Annotated in this window: 15 protein-coding genes and 1 riboswitch; of the genes, 5 read left to right on the forward strand and 10 right to left on the reverse strand. The window is 36.2% G+C overall.

Features of this window, described 5'->3' with window-relative positions; translation table 11 throughout:
- Positions 1-28 precede the first annotated feature (28 nt).
- Positions 29-730 (reverse strand): phosphoadenylyl-sulfate reductase, encoded by a 702-nt coding sequence (locus LB076_RS01915; protein ID WP_066335273.1) that lies wholly within the window; start codon positions 728-730, stop codon positions 29-31.
- 316 nt (positions 731-1,046) lie between these two features.
- On the opposite strand from LB076_RS01915, the gene LB076_RS01920 reads away from it, so the two are divergent.
- Complete coding sequence (locus tag LB076_RS01920) at positions 1,047-1,835, forward strand: sulfite exporter TauE/SafE family protein (protein WP_066335275.1); 789 nt, start codon at positions 1,047-1,049, stop codon at positions 1,833-1,835.
- Positions 1,836-1,919: 84 nt separating this feature from the next.
- Here the strand turns inward: LB076_RS01920 and LB076_RS01925 are convergent, their stop codons facing one another.
- The 7 genes from LB076_RS01925 to LB076_RS01955 form a co-directional block, all read right to left on the reverse strand.
- Positions 1,920-2,330, reverse strand: a complete 411-nt coding sequence (locus tag LB076_RS01925) for an RrF2 family transcriptional regulator (protein ID WP_066335277.1) — start codon at positions 2,328-2,330, stop codon at positions 1,920-1,922.
- A gap of 206 nt (positions 2,331-2,536) precedes the next feature.
- Positions 2,537-3,709: a trans-sulfuration enzyme family protein gene (locus LB076_RS01930; protein ID WP_066335280.1), complete on the reverse strand. Its 1,173-nt coding sequence runs from the start codon at positions 3,707-3,709 to the stop codon at positions 2,537-2,539.
- A 104-nt stretch (positions 3,710-3,813) separates the two neighbouring features.
- Complete coding sequence (locus LB076_RS01935; RefSeq protein WP_066335283.1) at positions 3,814-4,248, reverse strand: OsmC family protein; 435 nt, start codon at positions 4,246-4,248, stop codon at positions 3,814-3,816.
- A gap of 102 nt (positions 4,249-4,350) precedes the next feature.
- Positions 4,351-5,070, reverse strand: coding sequence for a hypothetical protein (locus LB076_RS01940; RefSeq protein ID WP_066335287.1), 720 nt, complete (start codon positions 5,068-5,070; stop codon positions 4,351-4,353).
- A gap of 60 nt (positions 5,071-5,130) precedes the next feature.
- On the reverse strand, positions 5,131-8,517 hold the full coding sequence (gene thrA / locus LB076_RS01945; protein WP_066335293.1) for a bifunctional aspartate kinase/homoserine dehydrogenase I: 3,387 nt from the start codon (positions 8,515-8,517) through the stop codon (positions 5,131-5,133).
- A 73-nt stretch (positions 8,518-8,590) separates the two neighbouring features.
- Positions 8,591-8,711, reverse strand: a riboswitch (SAM riboswitch).
- A 179-nt stretch (positions 8,712-8,890) separates the two neighbouring features.
- The gene (locus tag LB076_RS01950) at positions 8,891-9,139 is read right to left on the reverse strand and encodes a hypothetical protein (protein WP_176699281.1); all 249 of its coding nucleotides are present in this window, start codon (positions 9,137-9,139) and stop codon (positions 8,891-8,893) included.
- Positions 9,140-9,478: 339 nt separating this feature from the next.
- Positions 9,479-10,753: an O-acetylhomoserine aminocarboxypropyltransferase/cysteine synthase family protein gene (locus LB076_RS01955; protein ID WP_066335295.1), complete on the reverse strand. Its 1,275-nt coding sequence runs from the start codon at positions 10,751-10,753 to the stop codon at positions 9,479-9,481.
- A gap of 516 nt (positions 10,754-11,269) precedes the next feature.
- Between LB076_RS01955 and metK the strand changes: the two genes are divergently transcribed.
- Positions 11,270-12,520, forward strand: a complete 1,251-nt coding sequence (gene metK, locus LB076_RS01960) for a methionine adenosyltransferase (RefSeq protein WP_066335296.1) — start codon at positions 11,270-11,272, stop codon at positions 12,518-12,520.
- Between the two features lie 118 nt (positions 12,521-12,638).
- The gene (locus LB076_RS01965; protein WP_066335299.1) at positions 12,639-14,411 is read left to right on the forward strand and encodes a DUF4153 domain-containing protein; all 1,773 of its coding nucleotides are present in this window, start codon (positions 12,639-12,641) and stop codon (positions 14,409-14,411) included.
- A gap of 59 nt (positions 14,412-14,470) precedes the next feature.
- Here the strand turns inward: LB076_RS01965 and LB076_RS01970 are convergent, their stop codons facing one another.
- Positions 14,471-14,989 (reverse strand): outer membrane beta-barrel protein, encoded by a 519-nt coding sequence (locus LB076_RS01970; protein WP_066335304.1) that lies wholly within the window; start codon positions 14,987-14,989, stop codon positions 14,471-14,473.
- Positions 14,990-15,190: 201 nt separating this feature from the next.
- Here LB076_RS01970 and LB076_RS01975 point away from each other — a divergent pair, with 201 nt between their 5' ends.
- Both LB076_RS01975 and LB076_RS01980 read left to right on the forward strand, forming a co-directional pair.
- Entirely contained in the window at positions 15,191-15,964 is a 774-nt protein-coding gene (locus LB076_RS01975; RefSeq protein WP_232505669.1) for a hypothetical protein, read from the forward strand.
- Entirely contained in the window at positions 15,964-16,578 is a 615-nt protein-coding gene (locus LB076_RS01980) for a deoxynucleoside kinase (protein WP_066335306.1), read from the forward strand. Before LB076_RS01975 ends, LB076_RS01980 begins: the two co-directional genes overlap by 1 nt.
- Positions 16,579-16,702: 124 nt before the next feature.
- Here the strand turns inward: LB076_RS01980 and LB076_RS01985 are convergent, their stop codons facing one another.
- Complete coding sequence (locus tag LB076_RS01985; protein WP_066335308.1) at positions 16,703-17,233, reverse strand: inorganic diphosphatase; 531 nt, start codon at positions 17,231-17,233, stop codon at positions 16,703-16,705.
- Positions 17,234-17,380 lie beyond the last annotated feature (147 nt).

Raw genomic sequence — 17,380 nt, forward strand, 5'->3', positions numbered from 1 at the left:
CTTTGTTCTTTGTTCTAACCTCTTGAATTTATCCTTGGTGCAAACCACACTCTTTATGACTGGATTCCCACCACCATCTTCCGGCTCGGATATCTTCTCCCTCGGCGATTGCTCTAGTACAAGGCGCACAACCAATGCTTACAAACCCTTTTTTGTGCAACGTATTTTGGGGTACCTTATTTTTTTCCAAATAATCCTCTACTTCTTTTAAGGTCCACTTTAGTAAAGGGTTGAATTTGATGATTTCAAATTTCGCATCGTATTCAAAAAGAGGCAAATCATTTCTGTTTTCGGATTGCTCGGCTCTTAAACCCGTAATCCAAATAGCATTTCCTTTTAAAGCCTTGGTCAATGGCGCTACTTTTCGGACAAAACAACATTCTTTTCTATTATCAACGGACTCATAAAAACTATTAGGTCCTTTTGTGTTCAAAAGGTTTTGCACTGCTTCTGCTTCCGGAAAATACACCTCAATGTGTTGTTTGTACCTCTTTAATGTTTTATGAAAAACATCGTAGGTTTCTTGAAATAAACGCCCCGTGTCCAAAGTAAAGATGTGGATAGCCGCATTACTTTTTGCAATTAGCGCCGTTATCACTTGGTCTTCTTGCCCAAAGGAAGTTGAAAAAACCACTTTGTCTTTATATTCATTTGCCAAAAAAGCAAAAGTCTCTTCTATTGAAAAGTCTTTTGTTTTCTCTAATAATATAGGTACTGTAGTTGTGCTCATTTAATTTTTAATTTTTAATAAAAATCCATTACCCTATCGGTTTAGTAGATTACTTGGCAAAAGTACTACTTATTTCTAAATTACAAAACAAATTATGCTGTTTTATTAAAGAAATGTTTGTGCTTAGCCCCTAAGTAGATGTGTTTTAAAACAAAAAAACATATTATTTAAAAAAATTAAAATTTAACCCTGTTTTTATCTATTTTAATGCAGTTTCATTAAAAAATACGCAAAAATAGCTGTAAAAAAACTATTAGTCTACCTACCCTATAGGATAATAAAAAAATAGTGCTATTTTTGCACAAAATAATTTGACATGGATTTACAATTAGGATTAGTTATTGCAGGTTTAACAGTAGGTTTTATTGTAGGAATGACAGGTGTAGGTGGTGGCTCTTTAATGACGCCTATATTATTATGGTTTGGTATCCCTCCTAGTACTGCAGTGGGTACGGATTTATTGTATGCTGCTTTTACCAAAATGGGCGGTATTTATGTGCACCACAAAAAAAAGAACATCAACTGGACCATTACTGGCTGGCTCTCGTTGGGGAGTGTTCCAGCAGCATTAGTAACTTTATGGATTTTGGACCGTATAAAAACCGATATTAGTGCCTTGAATGCGGTTATTAAATACAGTTTGGGTTGGGCTTTGTTACTGACCTCCATAGCGGTTTTGTTCAAAAAGAAGCTTTTAAATTTTTCTCAAAAACATTCTGGAGATAAATTCCATACCGAAAGTAAAACGCAAAACATTTTAACGGTTGCTATAGGTGTTTTATTAGGCGCTACGGTTACCTTAACCTCTATTGGCGCAGGGGCTTTGGGTACGGTTACGTTGTTTTTTTTGTACCCTCTTTTGGCAACACCAAAATTGGTTGGAACCGAGATTGCACATGCAGTACCCTTAACTCTTGTAGCCGGTTTAGGCCATGCAAGTATGGGCAATTTAGACTTAGGGTTGTTAGGACAATTGTTAATAGGATCGCTTCCTGGAATATTTATAGGCAGTCTACTAAGCGGAAAAGTACCGGATTTATTGCTCCGAAATGCTATTGCAGCAATGCTGTTTTTTGTGGGGTATAAATTGGTTTTTATGGCTTAGCAGCAAAAAATATATAGCCAAAAAAAAAGGGTCTTTCATCTGTATCAACACAGAAAGACCCTTTTTTGTTTTAGCCTTTATAGCCTAAAAAGCAATGTCTGCAAGCGAATTGTTCTCTAATATTTTCAGGGTATTGTCCCGTACTTCGGTCATTAATTTATTTACGGCGCAAGTAGCTTCGTCGGTGCAATCGGCACATTTTTCATAAAAATTATGACTTGCACAAGGCAATAAAGCGATTGGCCCTTCTAAAATACGGTACACCTTGGCCATATTAATATCTTTGGGCTCTTTTATGAGATAATAGCCACCGCCTTTTCCTTTTTTGGCACCCAAAAAACCCGAATGGCGCAAGAGCAATAAAATACTCTCTAGAAATTTAACCGAAATGTTTTCGCTCTTTGCAATATCTGCAATAGCAACTGGAGTCTGGTCTTCTTGCCGAGCCAAAAAGGTCAATGCTTTGATTCCGTATTTTGTTTTCTTTGAAAGCATGGTAACTATTTTTGATTAAAGAATAAAGCAGCACAATTTATACCTCATGCAAAAGTAATGCAACTGCATGCATTAGTAACAAAAATATACTTTTTGAATGTAATCCCATAAAAAAAACGGTTTTTGATGTACAGAAAACCTGAAATCAAAAACCGTTAGCCGAAAGCTTTATTCAAAATGAAAAAGCAATCCAAAATAAAAACCCTTTACAAAAGCGCTTGTTCTAAATCTGCAATAACGTCTGCTACGGTTTCTAATCCTACCGAAACACGCACTAGACCATCGGTAATACTCACTGCCAATCTTTCTTCCACAGATAATTTGGTATGGGTTGTGGATGCTGGATGGGTTACTATTGTTCTGGTATCTCCTAAATTTGGCGAAAGCGAACATAGTTTTATTTTATTCAAAAAGGCCCGACCCGCCTCAAGCCCTCCTTTTATTTCAAAAGCAACAATATTACCTCCAGCCTTCATTTGCTTTTGGGCAATATCATATTGTGGATGGGATTTCAAAAACGGATATTTTACTAGGTTTACATTAGGGTGTTGCTCCAAAAAGGTGGCTACCTTCATGGCGTTTTCGCAATGTCTATCTAAACGAACCGCTAATGTCTCTAAACTTTTAGACAATACCCAGGCATTAAAGGGTGCCAACGCAGGTCCAGTTAGTCGGCTAAACAAATATATTTTCTGGATCAAGTCGGGATCTCCTACTGTAATTCCGCCCAAAACACGCCCTTGTCCATCCATTAATTTTGTGGCAGAATGCACCACTAAATGCGCTCCCCATTTTATGGGTTGTTGCAAATACGGTGTCGCAAAACAGTTGTCTATTACCAAAATCAAATTGTGCTTTTTGGCGATAGTTCCTAGCAACTCCAAATCGATAATATCCACTGCTGGATTGGTTGGTGATTCTGCAAAAAGAATCTTTGTATTGGGTGTAAGAAACTGTTCAATGGTTTCTGGCTTGTTAATGTCAAAATACGACGTTTTGATATTCCACTTCGGGAAATAATTGACAAACAAAGAATGGGTTGCTCCAAAAACACTGCTAGAAGAAACAATATGGTCTCCGGATTCAAGCAATGCAGCCAAGGTGGAATACACCGCAGCCATTCCGGAGGCAAAGGCAAAACCAGCCTTGGCACCTTCCATCTTGCATACCTTTTCTACAAACTCATTAGAATTTGGGTTGCTGTAACGGCTATAAATGTTACGTTCTTTTTCTTCTGCAAAGGAGGCGCGCATGTCTTCGGCATCTTCAAAGACAAAACTGGACGTTACAAACAACGGAACCGAATGTTCTAAATATTGCGTGCGTTCTAATTGGGTACGGATGGCTTGGGTTTCAAAACCAAATTGTTCTTCAGTCATTTTAGGTTGTTTTATAAAAAATGTTTCGTAGAGACTCTTAAAGAACCGGCAGAGATCCACAAAATATTTTTTTCAATTAGTAGTACATTTTGAAATTGGTTAGATTACAACTTTTCTAATTCAAAACCATTCAAAATAACTTTATAATGTATGGTTGCCGTTGGCTCTAATGTTTTAGAAACCGAACAATATTTATCAAAAGAAAGTTGGGCCGCTTTGGCAGCTTTGTCTTCTTGGATGTTTCCTTCTAGGTAAAAAACCAAATAGATGTCTTTGAAAGGTTTTGCTTCGCCAACCTGAACACGCGCTCCCTCAACATCGGCTTTGAAAGACGTGATTTGTTGGCGTTGTTTTTTTAAGATCGAAATCATATCAATGGCGCTACATCCTGCAACACCCATCAACACTAATTCCATCGGACTTGGCCCTTGATCATCGCCACCAAATTCTGGACGGCTATCTACGTTAACTACATGCCCACGTTGGTTTTTTAATTCAAAATGGAAATTGTCGTTTAGTCTATTTAATGTGATTTTCATCTTATTTTTTTTATGGTATGTTACTCTTATATCTTTTGAAAGTCAATAAATCGGCTTAAAAAATCTTAACATCTTATGTTTTTTTGTTTCTTATATAAAACTCTATTTATTTTTTGAGCTAGATTTTTTTTTAGCTGCCACTTTTATAGGCTTATTACAGTTGTTATTTTCGTACAATTCTATTAATCTGTTTATCAAAGTTGGTTTTTTAAAGTTTTCAGCATTTACTGCAGCTAAAAACTTTGGACAGTCTTTAAATAATAAATTACAATGTTTTCTTACGGATTTATCCATACCAATATTTATGGACGTCTGATCTGACAAATCAAAAACAAAAAACACCCCATCTTCAGAATCTTTCCCCATATACAAACCAGTTGATGGGCCGCTCCCCATTGAAGTCCCTGTATTTGCGTTATACGAAAAAGTAGAACTCGACCTTGCTACTGCCAATTTCATTCCCTTGGAATAGACTGTAAATAGCCATAATTTTTCTTTTTTTACTATTCCTTTGTCCCCTTTATCTACATATCTAAACAAACGTTCTGCAAGAAACTCTGTACCATCTTTATCGGCATATTCAATCTTTTTGATATCATCACTAACCAAAGACTGAACGTTACCTTTTTCGGTCTGTTTAAATTTAATCTTGGTATAAAAAGGGTCTACCAATTCGACATAACCTTTTACAACATCTCCATTTCCATAAGTTATGACTGCTTTTTCATAAATAATTTTCTGGACTAAAGCAGAGGAAGATCCAGCTGATTTACACGACAAAACCAATAGACTCAACGCAAACATTACAATAATTTTTTTCATGTTTTTTATTTTTAGATGAAACTCAAAAGTACTTTAATTTTAGTTATTAAGTATACTCTTTTAGCCTTTGTCAGACAATCGCAAGATGTCTCCAAAAACACCTCTGGCTGTAACTGCAGATCCAGCTCCGGCACCTTGGATAACAATAGGACGATCGCCGTAGGATTCGGTATAAATTTCAAAGAAAGAATCCGATCCTTTGAGTCCTCCTAAGGCGGTATCCGAAGGTACGGAAACTAATTTTACTTCCAAAATTCCTTTATCGTGTTGCAGATCTCCAGATAGTTCTCCGATGTATCGCAATACGTGATTGGGTTTTTGATCTTTTTTTATTGTGTCATAAATAGGATCCAACTCCTCTAATTTTGCCAAAAATTCAGCAGCATTGCCTTGACGCAAAGGTTCTGGAATTAAATTCTGAATGCAGATTTCTTCAAACTCGTTTTGCAGATCCAATTCTCTAGCCAAAATTAGTAATTTTCTGGCTACATCATTGCCACACAAGTCTTCTCTGGGATCTGGCTCTGTGTATCCGCTGTCTATTGCTTTTTTTAATATGGTGCTAAAAGGAACTTCTTGATCCGAAAAGGTATTAAACAAAAAGCTTAAAGATCCAGAGAAAACTCCTTTTATTTTAGTGATATTTTCGCCGGATAAATGCAGCAATTTAATGGTGTCTATCAAGGGCAAACCAGCTCCTACATTGGTTTCGTAAAGGTAATTTTTTTGGTTTTTCTCTAAGGCGTCTCGCAATTCTTTATAAAAACCATAACTCAGGGTATTGGCTACTTTATTAGACGATATTAGATCAAAACTGCTCTCTACCAAAGGAAGGTAATTTTCTACAAAGGCTACGCTAGCGGTATTATCAATGGCTATCAAATTTTCTAGATGATGGGTTTCTGCAAAGGCAATAATGTCGTTGAGTTGGTACGCAACTCCTTGGCTCTGAATTTCTTGTTGCCAGTTGGTGGTTACGCCATTTTTGTTGAGCAACACTTTTTTAGAATTTGCAATAGCGAAAACATTTAACTTAATGTCTTTTCTTTTTTCTATAGCTTGGGCAGATGCTAAAATTTGATCAATCAGTGTGCCACCCACTAATCCGTGCCCAAAAATGGCTATGTTTATTTTTTTGGCTACACCAAAAATTTCGCCATGAATAACGTTCAATGCCTTGTTTAGTTCTGCTTTTTTGACTACCAAGCTCACGTTTTTGCCCGTAACGGTATTGTTGAACAAAATGGGTACAATTTTGTTTTTGATCAGTGCGGTATAGGGTTTGTGAAACGTGCTTAGGTCTTGTCCGATTATTGAAATTACAGATACATGGTCTGTTATGGTAATTTTATTGACGTCTTTGGAGTAAAAATCATTTTCAAATTCTTTCTCTAATTTCAGCATGGCTTGTGTTGCCTTATCTGCCGCAACCACCAGACCGATACCTCTTTCTGAAGATCCCTGAGAGATGATACTCACGCTTATATCATTATCTCCCATTACTCTAAAAATCCGTGCGTCTACTCCTGTTTTTCCAAGCAAGCCTCTTCCTTCTAAGTTGACCAATGCCACATTTTCTAGAACCGATAGGGTTTTGATTCCGGTAGCGTTAGAGTTGGAGGTGATTAGGGTTCCTTTGTTTTGGTCATTAAAGGTATTGAGAATGCGTAGCGGAATATTTTTTTCTAATAACGGAATAATGGTTTTGGCGTGCAAAATTGTTGCTCCAAAATTAGCCATTTCGTTAGCCTCGTTATAAGACAAGGATTCTATTTTTTTGGCATCTAAAACCAATTCTGGATTGGCGGTATAAATGCCGTCTACATGGGTATAGTTCTGTAATTCTTCGGCATTGCTATAATTGGCTATTAAGGACGCGGTATAATTGCTGCCATTTCTGCCCAAGGTTGTGGTTTCGTGTTGGGCATTAGAGCCTATAAAACCTGTAATTACTAATACGGATTCTTTATTTTCATTAAAAACCTGTATAACATTCTTTTTAGAAAGTGCCTCTAATGGCTGGGCATCTCCAAAATTAGAATCGGTTATAATCAACTCTCTGGTATCGGCCAATTTTGCAGGAATGCCTTTTTGTTGCAATAAAAATACTAGTAATTTAGCCGAAAGTACTTCGCCTTGTGCCAGAACTTGGTCTTTGGTTTTGGCGCTATAATCTCCAATTAAACGAACCCCTTCAAAGAGTTGGTCTAGTTTATCAAATTCTTTAGAAAAATCTACCGCATCCCAACCTTCCTTTTGATAGGCTTTAAAGCTGTCCAATAACGGCTTGTAATTTCCGTTTTTGGCCGCAATGGTCAAAATATCTTCTAATTCGTCTGTAGATTTGCCTCTTGCCGAAACGACTATGGCAAATTTTTCTTGTTCTTTAATTTTAGTGTCTATTATATCCAGAACGGCAGTGATTCCTGTACCGTTTGCTAACGATTTTCCGCCAAATTTTACTATTTTCATCTGCTTTTTGTTTTTAAAAACAACTTCTAATAAATTGTCTAATTGTTGGTATTCTATCAAGAAGGCATCGTGCCCGTGTTGGGAGTCTATCTCACTGTAAAATACATTATTTTTAAATTTTTTGATCTCGTTGTAGGTTTCTTTATTTTCTTTTGCCGTAAAAAACAAATCCGAATTGATCCCCACTATATACATATTGGCCTCTACTCTGGCAATAATGGTTTCTAGAGATTCCTGATTGCGTGTGATATCGATGGTTTTCAATAATTGGTTCATCATTTTGTAGGCCGCAAGCTGGAACCTTTTTTCTAATTTTTCGCCATGATAATTCAACCAACTCTCTACCTGAAAGGTCTCTAGTTGTTGGTTGCTGTCTCTATTAAACTTCATTTTAAAAGATTCTGGCGTGCGGTAGCACAACATGGCATGTATGCGCGCATCTTCAATGGGTTTTTTGGAGTTGTTGAGTATTTGCTCTTGTAGATAACAATTGGCAATCAGCCAATCGGTGGCTTTCCAATCGGTAGCGATCACAATAAAATTTTGTGCCAACTTAGGCTCTAAAGCTATCATTTCCCAGGCAATGCCACCGCCAACAGATCCTCCAATGAGTGCAAACAAATGGTCTATTTTTAAAACCCGAAGTCCTTCGATAAAAATTTTAGCAATATCTCTTGCAATAAAATCTCTATAAGAATCGATGGTTGCTGTATGGAATCCGTTGCCCGGAACGTCCAAAGAGACAATGGTATATTTTCTGGTATCTATGGTTTTGTCAACTCCTACAATATCATTCCACCAACCAGACGCTCCAATTACTTGAGAATTTCCGGTCAAAGCATGGTTGATCAAAACAATAGGAGCTGTATGCAAAGGAGCACCAAAAATTTGATAGCTCAAATCTAAGCTAGCATAAAAAGCACCATTGTGAGTGGTGAAATTGGTCAGGGTAAGTTGTGATGGTTTATTTTCCAATGTCAAATCTTTTATGGATTTGTATTTGAAAATATTAGAAAGAAAGAACTAGTTAAAACTAGAAAAAATTTTATTGTTATCTTCCCATTTAAATTATGGTAGAATGTAGCACCTTCATGAATAAATAAATACCATTAATCCAAGGGTTGCTAAGGCTTCAACGGGTCTATTCCCTCGTCCTTTCTTTATAACATTTCAATACGTTTATGAACTTAATACTGCAAATTAACTATTATTATTTTAAACAAACAAACATTCTGAGGGTGTATTTGCTTTTTAAAAATTATGTAACAAAAAAACGCAAGAAAAGATCGAATATAACAATTCAAAACTTTCTTGCGTGTCTATCACCAGGAGCATACTGCACTGACAATTAGATAAAAAGGGTGTCGTTTTCTTTGGAGTACATCAAAAACTGCAACGAATTTGGGACTTTATGCAGCTGCTTTAAATCCGAAGGATTCATGCCAAATCTTGGATGAACCAAATCTTCTACACTGCTTGTAATTAGGTTTTTGGGACTTTTTAGTTTTTTTAAAAAACGTACTGCTCTAGTAATTCTTTCAATGGCTCTCATGTGGTGTAATTTTAAAGGTTTTTGTATTTGTTTTTGCTGTCTCAAAAAAAGCGTTGATTTTATATTTTTACCCAATTATTTTAAAACAAAAAGCCTTCCGATTAAGGGAGGCTCTTGGTGTATTACGGATATAGCATAATGCAATCAAGTGCCTAAAAAAGACTTTGAAATTATTTTAAAATTTAAAAGAAAATTTAAATTCATTTTTGTTTTTTTGTTGGTACAAATTTGCATCATTTTTGACTGTTTTCCTAATGATTTACAATGTTTTAACGTTATTTTACCTAAATAGTAAAATGTTATAAATCGAGATTATAATACTATAACTTTTGGCTTAAAATGGACTTAAAAAAAGCGATTTTTCAGCTTTACTTCTTAGGTGTTTTACAACCTATCTAAGCATTTTTTTAAATCTTCTTTTAAATCTTCAATATCTTCTAAGCCTACCGACAATCTAATTAAGTCTCTAGATACGCCCGAAGACAATTGTTGCTCCTCAGATAGTTGTTGGTGGGTGGTACTTGCGGGATGAATAATCAACGATTTGGTATCCCCAATATTGGCTAAGAGCGAAAACAAGACGGTATGATCTGCAATTTTTTTGGCTGCTTCAAAACCACCTTTCAGACCAAAGGTTACTAAGCCGTTTTGTCCTTTAGGTAGGTATTTTTGTGCCAATTCAAAATAATCACTCGATGGCAACCCGGGATAATTTACCCAAGCCACTTGTTCTTGCTGCTCCAACCATTTTGCCAGTTCCAGAGCGTTTTCACTGTGTTTTTTTACTCTAATGGATAAGGTCTCTAAACCTTGTATTATCTGAAAAGCATTAAACGGACTCAAAGCAGCACCATAATCCCGTAACCCTTCTGTTCTAACCCGAGCAATAAAAGCTGCCGCACCCAATACCTCATGATAAACCAAGCCATGATAGCCTTCATTTGGTGTTGTAAACTCCGGAAAACGCCCACTACTCCAGTCAAAAGTTCCTGCATCTACAATAACACCTCCTAAGGAAGTTCCGTTACCGGAAATATACTTGGTTAAAGAATGGATCACAATATTGGCTCCATACGCTATAGGATTCAGCAAATAGGGCGATGCTACGGTGTTGTCTACAATCAATGGCAATTGCAATGCTTTTGCTTCTTTAGAAATAGCCTCTAGATCCAAAACATCTAATTTAGGGTTGCCTAGACTTTCTACAAAAAACACTTTGGTATTGTCTGTTACCGCATTGGCAAAATTTTTGGCATCCGAAGGATCTACAAAAGTAGTGGTTATACCCAATCTAGGCAGAGTGGTCTGCAAGAGATTAAAAGTACCGCCGTACAAACTACTGGATGCTACAATGTGATCGCCAGTTTTTAACAAAACCAGCAGTGCAGTTACGATAGCAGCAGTTCCTGAGGCAGTAACCACGGCACCTATTCCGCCTTCTAGAGCGGCTAATCGTTGCTCCAAGACATCGTTAGTTGGATTATTAAGCCTGGTGTAGATATATCCCGCCTCGGACAAATTAAACAAATTAGCGGCATGATCGGAATCATTAAAAACGTAGGATGACGTTTGGTAAATAGGAACGGCTCTAGTGCCACCATGTTTGGTTACATCATGCCCGGCGTGCAATGCTTTAGTTTCAAATTTAGTAGTACGCATTAGTGTGTTATTTTTAGGGTTAGTATGCATTTAAAAATAAAAAGCCTCCCAATGTTGTGGGAGGCTCTATAAAATCTTGTTTGTATGTTGATTTAAACAATAGCGCATTCCCAGGAAAACTCCTTAAATTGGGTACACATTATGTTCTTAATTAAGCTCATTGGATATTTTTATAACCCAAATTTGCAAAATAATTGTATAACTACCAAATCTCTAATACTTAATTAACAAAAATAAGTGTTTTTGTTGCTTGAATCTAACCCAGAACCCAACTCTAAAAAACTGCATTTAATTTCAAAAAAAAGTCGTGTTTGATTTGCAATTCAAAATGGTTTCATACCTTTGCAAACTATATAAGAGGAAAAATTTGAACTGATTGCAACCTCTTCATAATGAAATAACTTCATTATGGATACTGAAGATTTCAGTAGAAAAAAATGCTAAAGCAGAAACTCTCCTTTAGCATTATGCCGTTGCAACTCCTTTTTCTCGCTTAATTTAAAAATACTATTTATTATGGCCTATTTATTTACGTCAGAATCTGTGAGCGAAGGACATCCAGACAAAATTGCAGATCAAATTTCAGATGCATTAATTGATAACTTTTTAGCCTTTGATGCTAATTCTAAAGTAGCTTGCGAAACCTTAGTAACTACAGGTCAGGTGATCTTAGCTGGCGAAGTAAAATCCAACACCTATTTAGACGTACAGCAAATTGCTCGCGAGGTAATCCGAAAAATCGGTTACACCAAAAGCGAATACATGTTTGAGTCCAATTCTTGTGGTATTCTATCGGCAATACACGAGCAATCCGCTGACATTAACCAAGGTGTGGACCGTTCTAGCCCAGAAGAGCAAGGCGCCGGTGATCAAGGAATGATGTTTGGTTACGCTACAAATGAAACCGCAAACTACATGCCTTTGGCACTGGATTTATCTCATAAATTATTGCAAGAATTAGCCTTATTGAGACGTGAGAATAAAGACATTACGTATTTGCGTCCAGATGCTAAATCTCAAGTAACCCTTGAATATAGTGACGATAACAAACCTACCCGTATTGATAGCATTGTTATCTCAACACAACACGATGATTTTGACCAAGAGGCTGCCATGCTCGCTAAGATCAAGAAAGACATCATTGAAATTTTGATACCAAGAATCATTGCCAAAAACCCAACTAGCGCCCATTTATTTAATGACAAAATTCAATACCATATTAACCCTACGGGAAAATTTGTTATTGGTGGTCCTCATGGAGACACAGGTCTAACCGGAAGAAAAATAATTGTAGACACCTACGGTGGTAAAGGCGCTCATGGTGGTGGTGCTTTTTCTGGCAAAGACCCAAGTAAGGTAGACCGTAGCGCTGCTTATGCTACACGTCATATTGCTAAAAACTTAGTTGCTGCCGGTGTAGCCGACGAAATTTTAGTCCAAGTTTCTTACGCCATTGGTGTTGCTAAACCTATGGGAATATTCATCGATACTTACGGCACCTCAAAGGTAAATCTAACCAATGGAGAGATTGCCAAAAAGGTAGAAGCTATCTTTGATATGCGTCCGTACTTTATTGAACAGCGCCTAAAATTAAGAAATCCAATCTATAGCGAAACTGCAGCTTACGGCCACATGGGACGCACGCCAGAAACGGTTACCAAAACGTTTTCTGCACCAGGCGGCCTTACCAAAACCATCGAAGTAGAGTTGTTTACTTGGGAAAAAGTAGACTATGTAGATCAAGTGAAAGCCGCTTTTGGATTATAATTACAAAAAAAACAGTGCTTAGCTACTTTTTAGAACAAAAATAACCCAAACAAAATTATACAAACGACTATCCCAAAAGGTAGTCGTTTTTTTTTGTTACTTCGCAAAAACAAAAACTATGGCACGATTTCTTTCTTTCCAAAAAATTAGCAGTACAACAGTCCACACTATTTTACGATTTCCTCTAGAAACCCTTACAGCACTTTTAGGAACCATTGCCTCTTGCTACGCCATAGCAAACCACCAAAACAAAGAACTAAACCACATTTTGATGCAATTTTTGCTATGTTGTTCTTTATGGCTAGTATTGTTTTTGTCTCTGAGTTTGTATTTTACAAAAAATCAAAAACATAGCATTTATCGTTTTGGCCTGAGTACGGTATTTGGCGCAGCTATTGCGTGGTTTGTTTTTAATTTTTCAGAACCAATAAAATCTTTTGAGCTATTTCAGTTTCTGGCATTGAGTCTTGCGCTGCACCTATTGGTGTCTTTTGCCGGCTTTATTTCCACTAAATACCAAACAGAGATTTTTTGGGAATTTAACAAACAATTATTCCTTAGAATCCTAACCGCAGCATTGTACAGCATGGTTATTTATGCCGGATTGTCCTTTGCCCTATTGGCTATAAAGCTTTTGTTTGAAGTCGAGTTAGCCGATAAAATATATTTTTATTTGTTTTGTATAATTGCCGGAATTTTTAACACGCTTTTTTTCTTGGCTGGAGTTCCAGATACAACAGCTGCCGCAACTACCCTAAAATGGAATTATCCGGTTGGACTAAAAAAATTCACCCAATACGTGCTAATGCCACTAATTAGTATTTATTTTGTTATTTTACTGGCGTATGAATTTAAAATAATTGCCACACTTTCGTTGCCTATTGGTTGGGTCTCCAATTTAATTTTGGTTTTTGCTATTTTTGGTATCTTATCCTTATTATTGATTTACCCCATAGCAAAAGATTTTGAAAACGCTTGGGTAAAAATTTTTTACAAATGGTTTTACTACTTACTCGTGCCTTTATTAGGGCTGCTATTTTGGGCCATTATTTACCGTATTAATCTATATGGTTTTACGCACGAAAGATACTTTGTTTTAATGCTAGCATTATGGCTATCGATGGTAACGATTTACTTTATCTTTAAAAAAAATCCAGAAATAAAATACATCCCTGTTAGTCTATGTATTATGGCACTAGCAACCATTACAGGCCCACAGAGCGCCAATTCTGTATCCAAAAAAAGCCAACTAAACCGTTTTGCTTCTTATGTAATAAATAACCCTAAAACCAACCTATCCATAAAAGAAGAACACGATTTAAGTAGCGTAGTTGCTTTTCTTACGGAGCACTACGGTGCAGAAGTGCTAATTCCGTACTCTGGCAAGATTAAAGAGTTAGTCCAAAAAGACAAAAACCCTACCAATTATGAGATCGTAGAAGCACTCGGGCATGTATACAGAGGGTCTTACAGAAGCAACACCAATACCAAACCCACACTTTATTACAACTATTACAACAGCCAAAACCAAGAAATTACAGCCATCAATGGCTATGATTTTGCCTTTACAATAGACGATTATAACGCCTTAGACTGCACCAATTGCATCCAACAGAACCTCAAGTCGTATTCGTTTAAAACGGCAACAACAGATTATGGCATTGCTCTAATAATTAATGATGAGGTTGTTCCTATCAAGATAAAAGACTTTGTAAATCAGACCTCTGCATTTAAATCCGCAGATCATAACTCCAAAATACTACAGCATATCACAACTCCAAAATACGAATTGGTATTGCATTACCAATCCATCACCATGCGCTATAGCAATAACGAAACACTGCTTGATACTTACCAAATCAAAGCATTATTGAAAATAAAAGAAAATTAATACCACAAAAAAAGGGCTGTCTAAAATATAAGACAGCCCTTTTTTAATTAAATATCTAATTATAATTTGTACGTAACTCCAATTTTGGCGCCACTTACTACATTACCTCCTCCTAATTGAACATTTACTCCAAACTTATCATTAAAGAAATAACGACCACCAACTTGTAAACCAATACCAAAGTTATCTGCATCATTATAATCATAAGTTTTACCGCTCATTTTAGTAGTCCAACTAAAGTAGTTTAAATTTGCTCCAGCGTAAAAATCCCATTCACTAGGAATATTTAACAATTCATTGAAATGGTAGTTTCCATTGGCTTGAATACCTAAGATACTACTTTTTAATTCTGAAGAACCCATACCAAAACCAATATTTTGGTTGTACGATTGGTAAGATAATTCTCCACCAAGGGTAAAGTTGGTTGCAATACCATAATCCAGACCTAAGTACACTGGAGTTCCCCAACCTGAGGTTCCAACCCCAGCATTTAACTGAATACCTCCTTCTTCTAAAGGAGCTTGGGCATTAGCGAAATTAAAAGCAAATACAGCTAATAAAAGAGCAATTTTTTTCATTATTTAAGTTTTAAATTAGACTTCACTTTCTGTGAAATTTACCCGTAAAAATACCCTTTTTCTGTTATAAAAATAATTTTTTAAAAATAAAAAATAGTAGGTTTTAATTAAAAAGCAACCCCATGAGGTATTAAAACCTCTAAAACACCCCTATTGTAGCTGCTTTTGTTGTAATTTAGTAGCATGAAAAAAGTATTCCTTATGCTATTTACACTTTGGTTTTGGGCTGTTTTGAGTCAAAACACAGAGGCAATTGCGCTCAAAACAGACGCTATTGCATTTGCTGGAGATGCCTTTTTGGGTTCCGACTCTTTTGGATATTATTACACCCTTGAAAACAATGTTTTTTATAAAAAAAACAACCAAACCACTCTGGAGTACAAAAATATTTATTTGGGAAAAATAACACAAGTTGCGCTACAAAACCCATTAAAAATAGCTCTCTTTTACGAAAGTTTTGCCACCATTATATTGTTGGATAACCAACTCAATGAGATCCAAAAAATCAATTTAAACCAAAACAGCACTCCAATTGCAGCTACGCATATTGGCATGGCAGCACAAAACCAACTATGGATTTATGATAGTTTGAGCCAACAGATCGTGCTTTATAACTACCTTAAAAACAGCTGTCGTTTTATTGCCACTCCTTTTGTAGATCCGTTACAACACGCCCAATCGGACTTTAATTATTTTTATTGGATTGACCCAAACCAGATTGCCTACTCTTGTGATTTATTTGGCAACATACGCCTTCTTGCCAAAATACCCGACTATGAGAAGATCCAGATACTAAGCAAACAGCAGTATATTTACTACCAAAAAGGGCGGTTTTTTTATGTAGATACGGATCCTCAAAAGAGCTTTGAATTTGAAATTCCTGAAAAATCATTCCAAAATTTTTACTACAAAGACCAAAATTTAGCTATTTTTACAACCAAAGAAATTAGCAATTATAAAATCATAATACCGTAATGCACATAGCAGTAGCAGGAAATATAGGATCCGGAAAAACCACTTTAACCCGTTTATTGGCCAAACAATTTAAATGGGAACCCCATTACGAAGACGTAGTAGACAATCCTTATTTGGATGATTTTTACCATCAAATGGAGCGTTGGTCTTTTAATTTACAGATATATTTTTTGAATAGTCGTTTTAGACAAGTGATGCAAATCCGAGAAAGCGGAAAAAAAATCATTCAGGACCGAACCATTTATGAAGATGCGCATATATTTGCTCCCAACCTTCATGCTATGGGGTTGATGACCAATCGGGATTTCCAGAACTATTCTTCTTTGTTTGAATTGATGGAATCTACGGTTAAGGCGCCGGATTTATTAATTTATTTAAGAAGCTCTATTCCTAATTTGGTAGGTCAGATACACAAAAGAGGCCGGGAGTACGAAAATTCGATCTCTATAGAATATTTGAGCCGTTTAAACGAGCGTTATGAAGCTTGGATCCATACTTATAGCCGTGGCAAATTATTGATTATTGATGTAGACAAAATGAATTTTGTGGATAATCCAGAAGATTTAGGAGCCGTTTTTAACAAAATTGATGCGGAGTTGAATGGTTTGTTCTAAACGGTAGTTCACAAGACTATTGTGTAGTTATTTTGTTCCAAAAAATATATAAAAAAAGCACTATCCTGGAGGCAGAATAGTGCTTATTTTGGGTAATAGTACGCCCAGAGTCGCTGGGCTGTGATTATTTTATACTAAACAAGCCTTCTGGTTTGTTTTCAAGCGCCTGAAAACGGGCAGCACATTCTTTGATTATGTGGTGTGCTTGGTTTACATCTCCCCAGCCGCTTATTTCAACGGTTTTGTTTTCTAGATCTTTATATACTTGAAAAAAGTGTTCTATCTCTTTGATTAAATGCGGATTCATATCCGATAAGTCATTTAACGAATTCCAGATTGGGTCCGAAACCGGTACGCAAATTACTTTTTCGTCTGGCCCTTTATCGTCTGCCATATTAAATACACCAATTGGTTTTACCTCAACTACGCATCCTGGAAAAGTAGGTTCATGAAACAATACCAATACGTCTAATGGATCTCCATCTAAGGCTAGGGTTTCTGGTATGAAACCGTAATCTGCTGGATACATCATGGAAGAATATAACATGCGGTCAAAACGCATTCTTTTTAGGTCAAAATCGTACTCGTATTTGTTTCTGCTTCCTCTTGGGATTTCGATCAACACATCGAAAGTGGTTATTTTATCTGATGTCATTTTATTTTTTTTAAGGTCTTATTTTATTTTTATGCGGTTGCAAAAGTAGTTTAAAAACCTTTTTATCACAAGAATTATCCCTTTTAAAACGCTTTTATGCCAAACCATTGTTGTTTTGTAGGTTTTGTGGAACGCTGGTTTTTTTGT

Origin of the sequence: Flavobacterium crassostreae (genome assembly GCF_001831475.1) — a bacterium.
In the GTDB taxonomy this organism is placed as follows: domain Bacteria; phylum Bacteroidota; class Bacteroidia; order Flavobacteriales; family Flavobacteriaceae; genus Flavobacterium; species Flavobacterium crassostreae.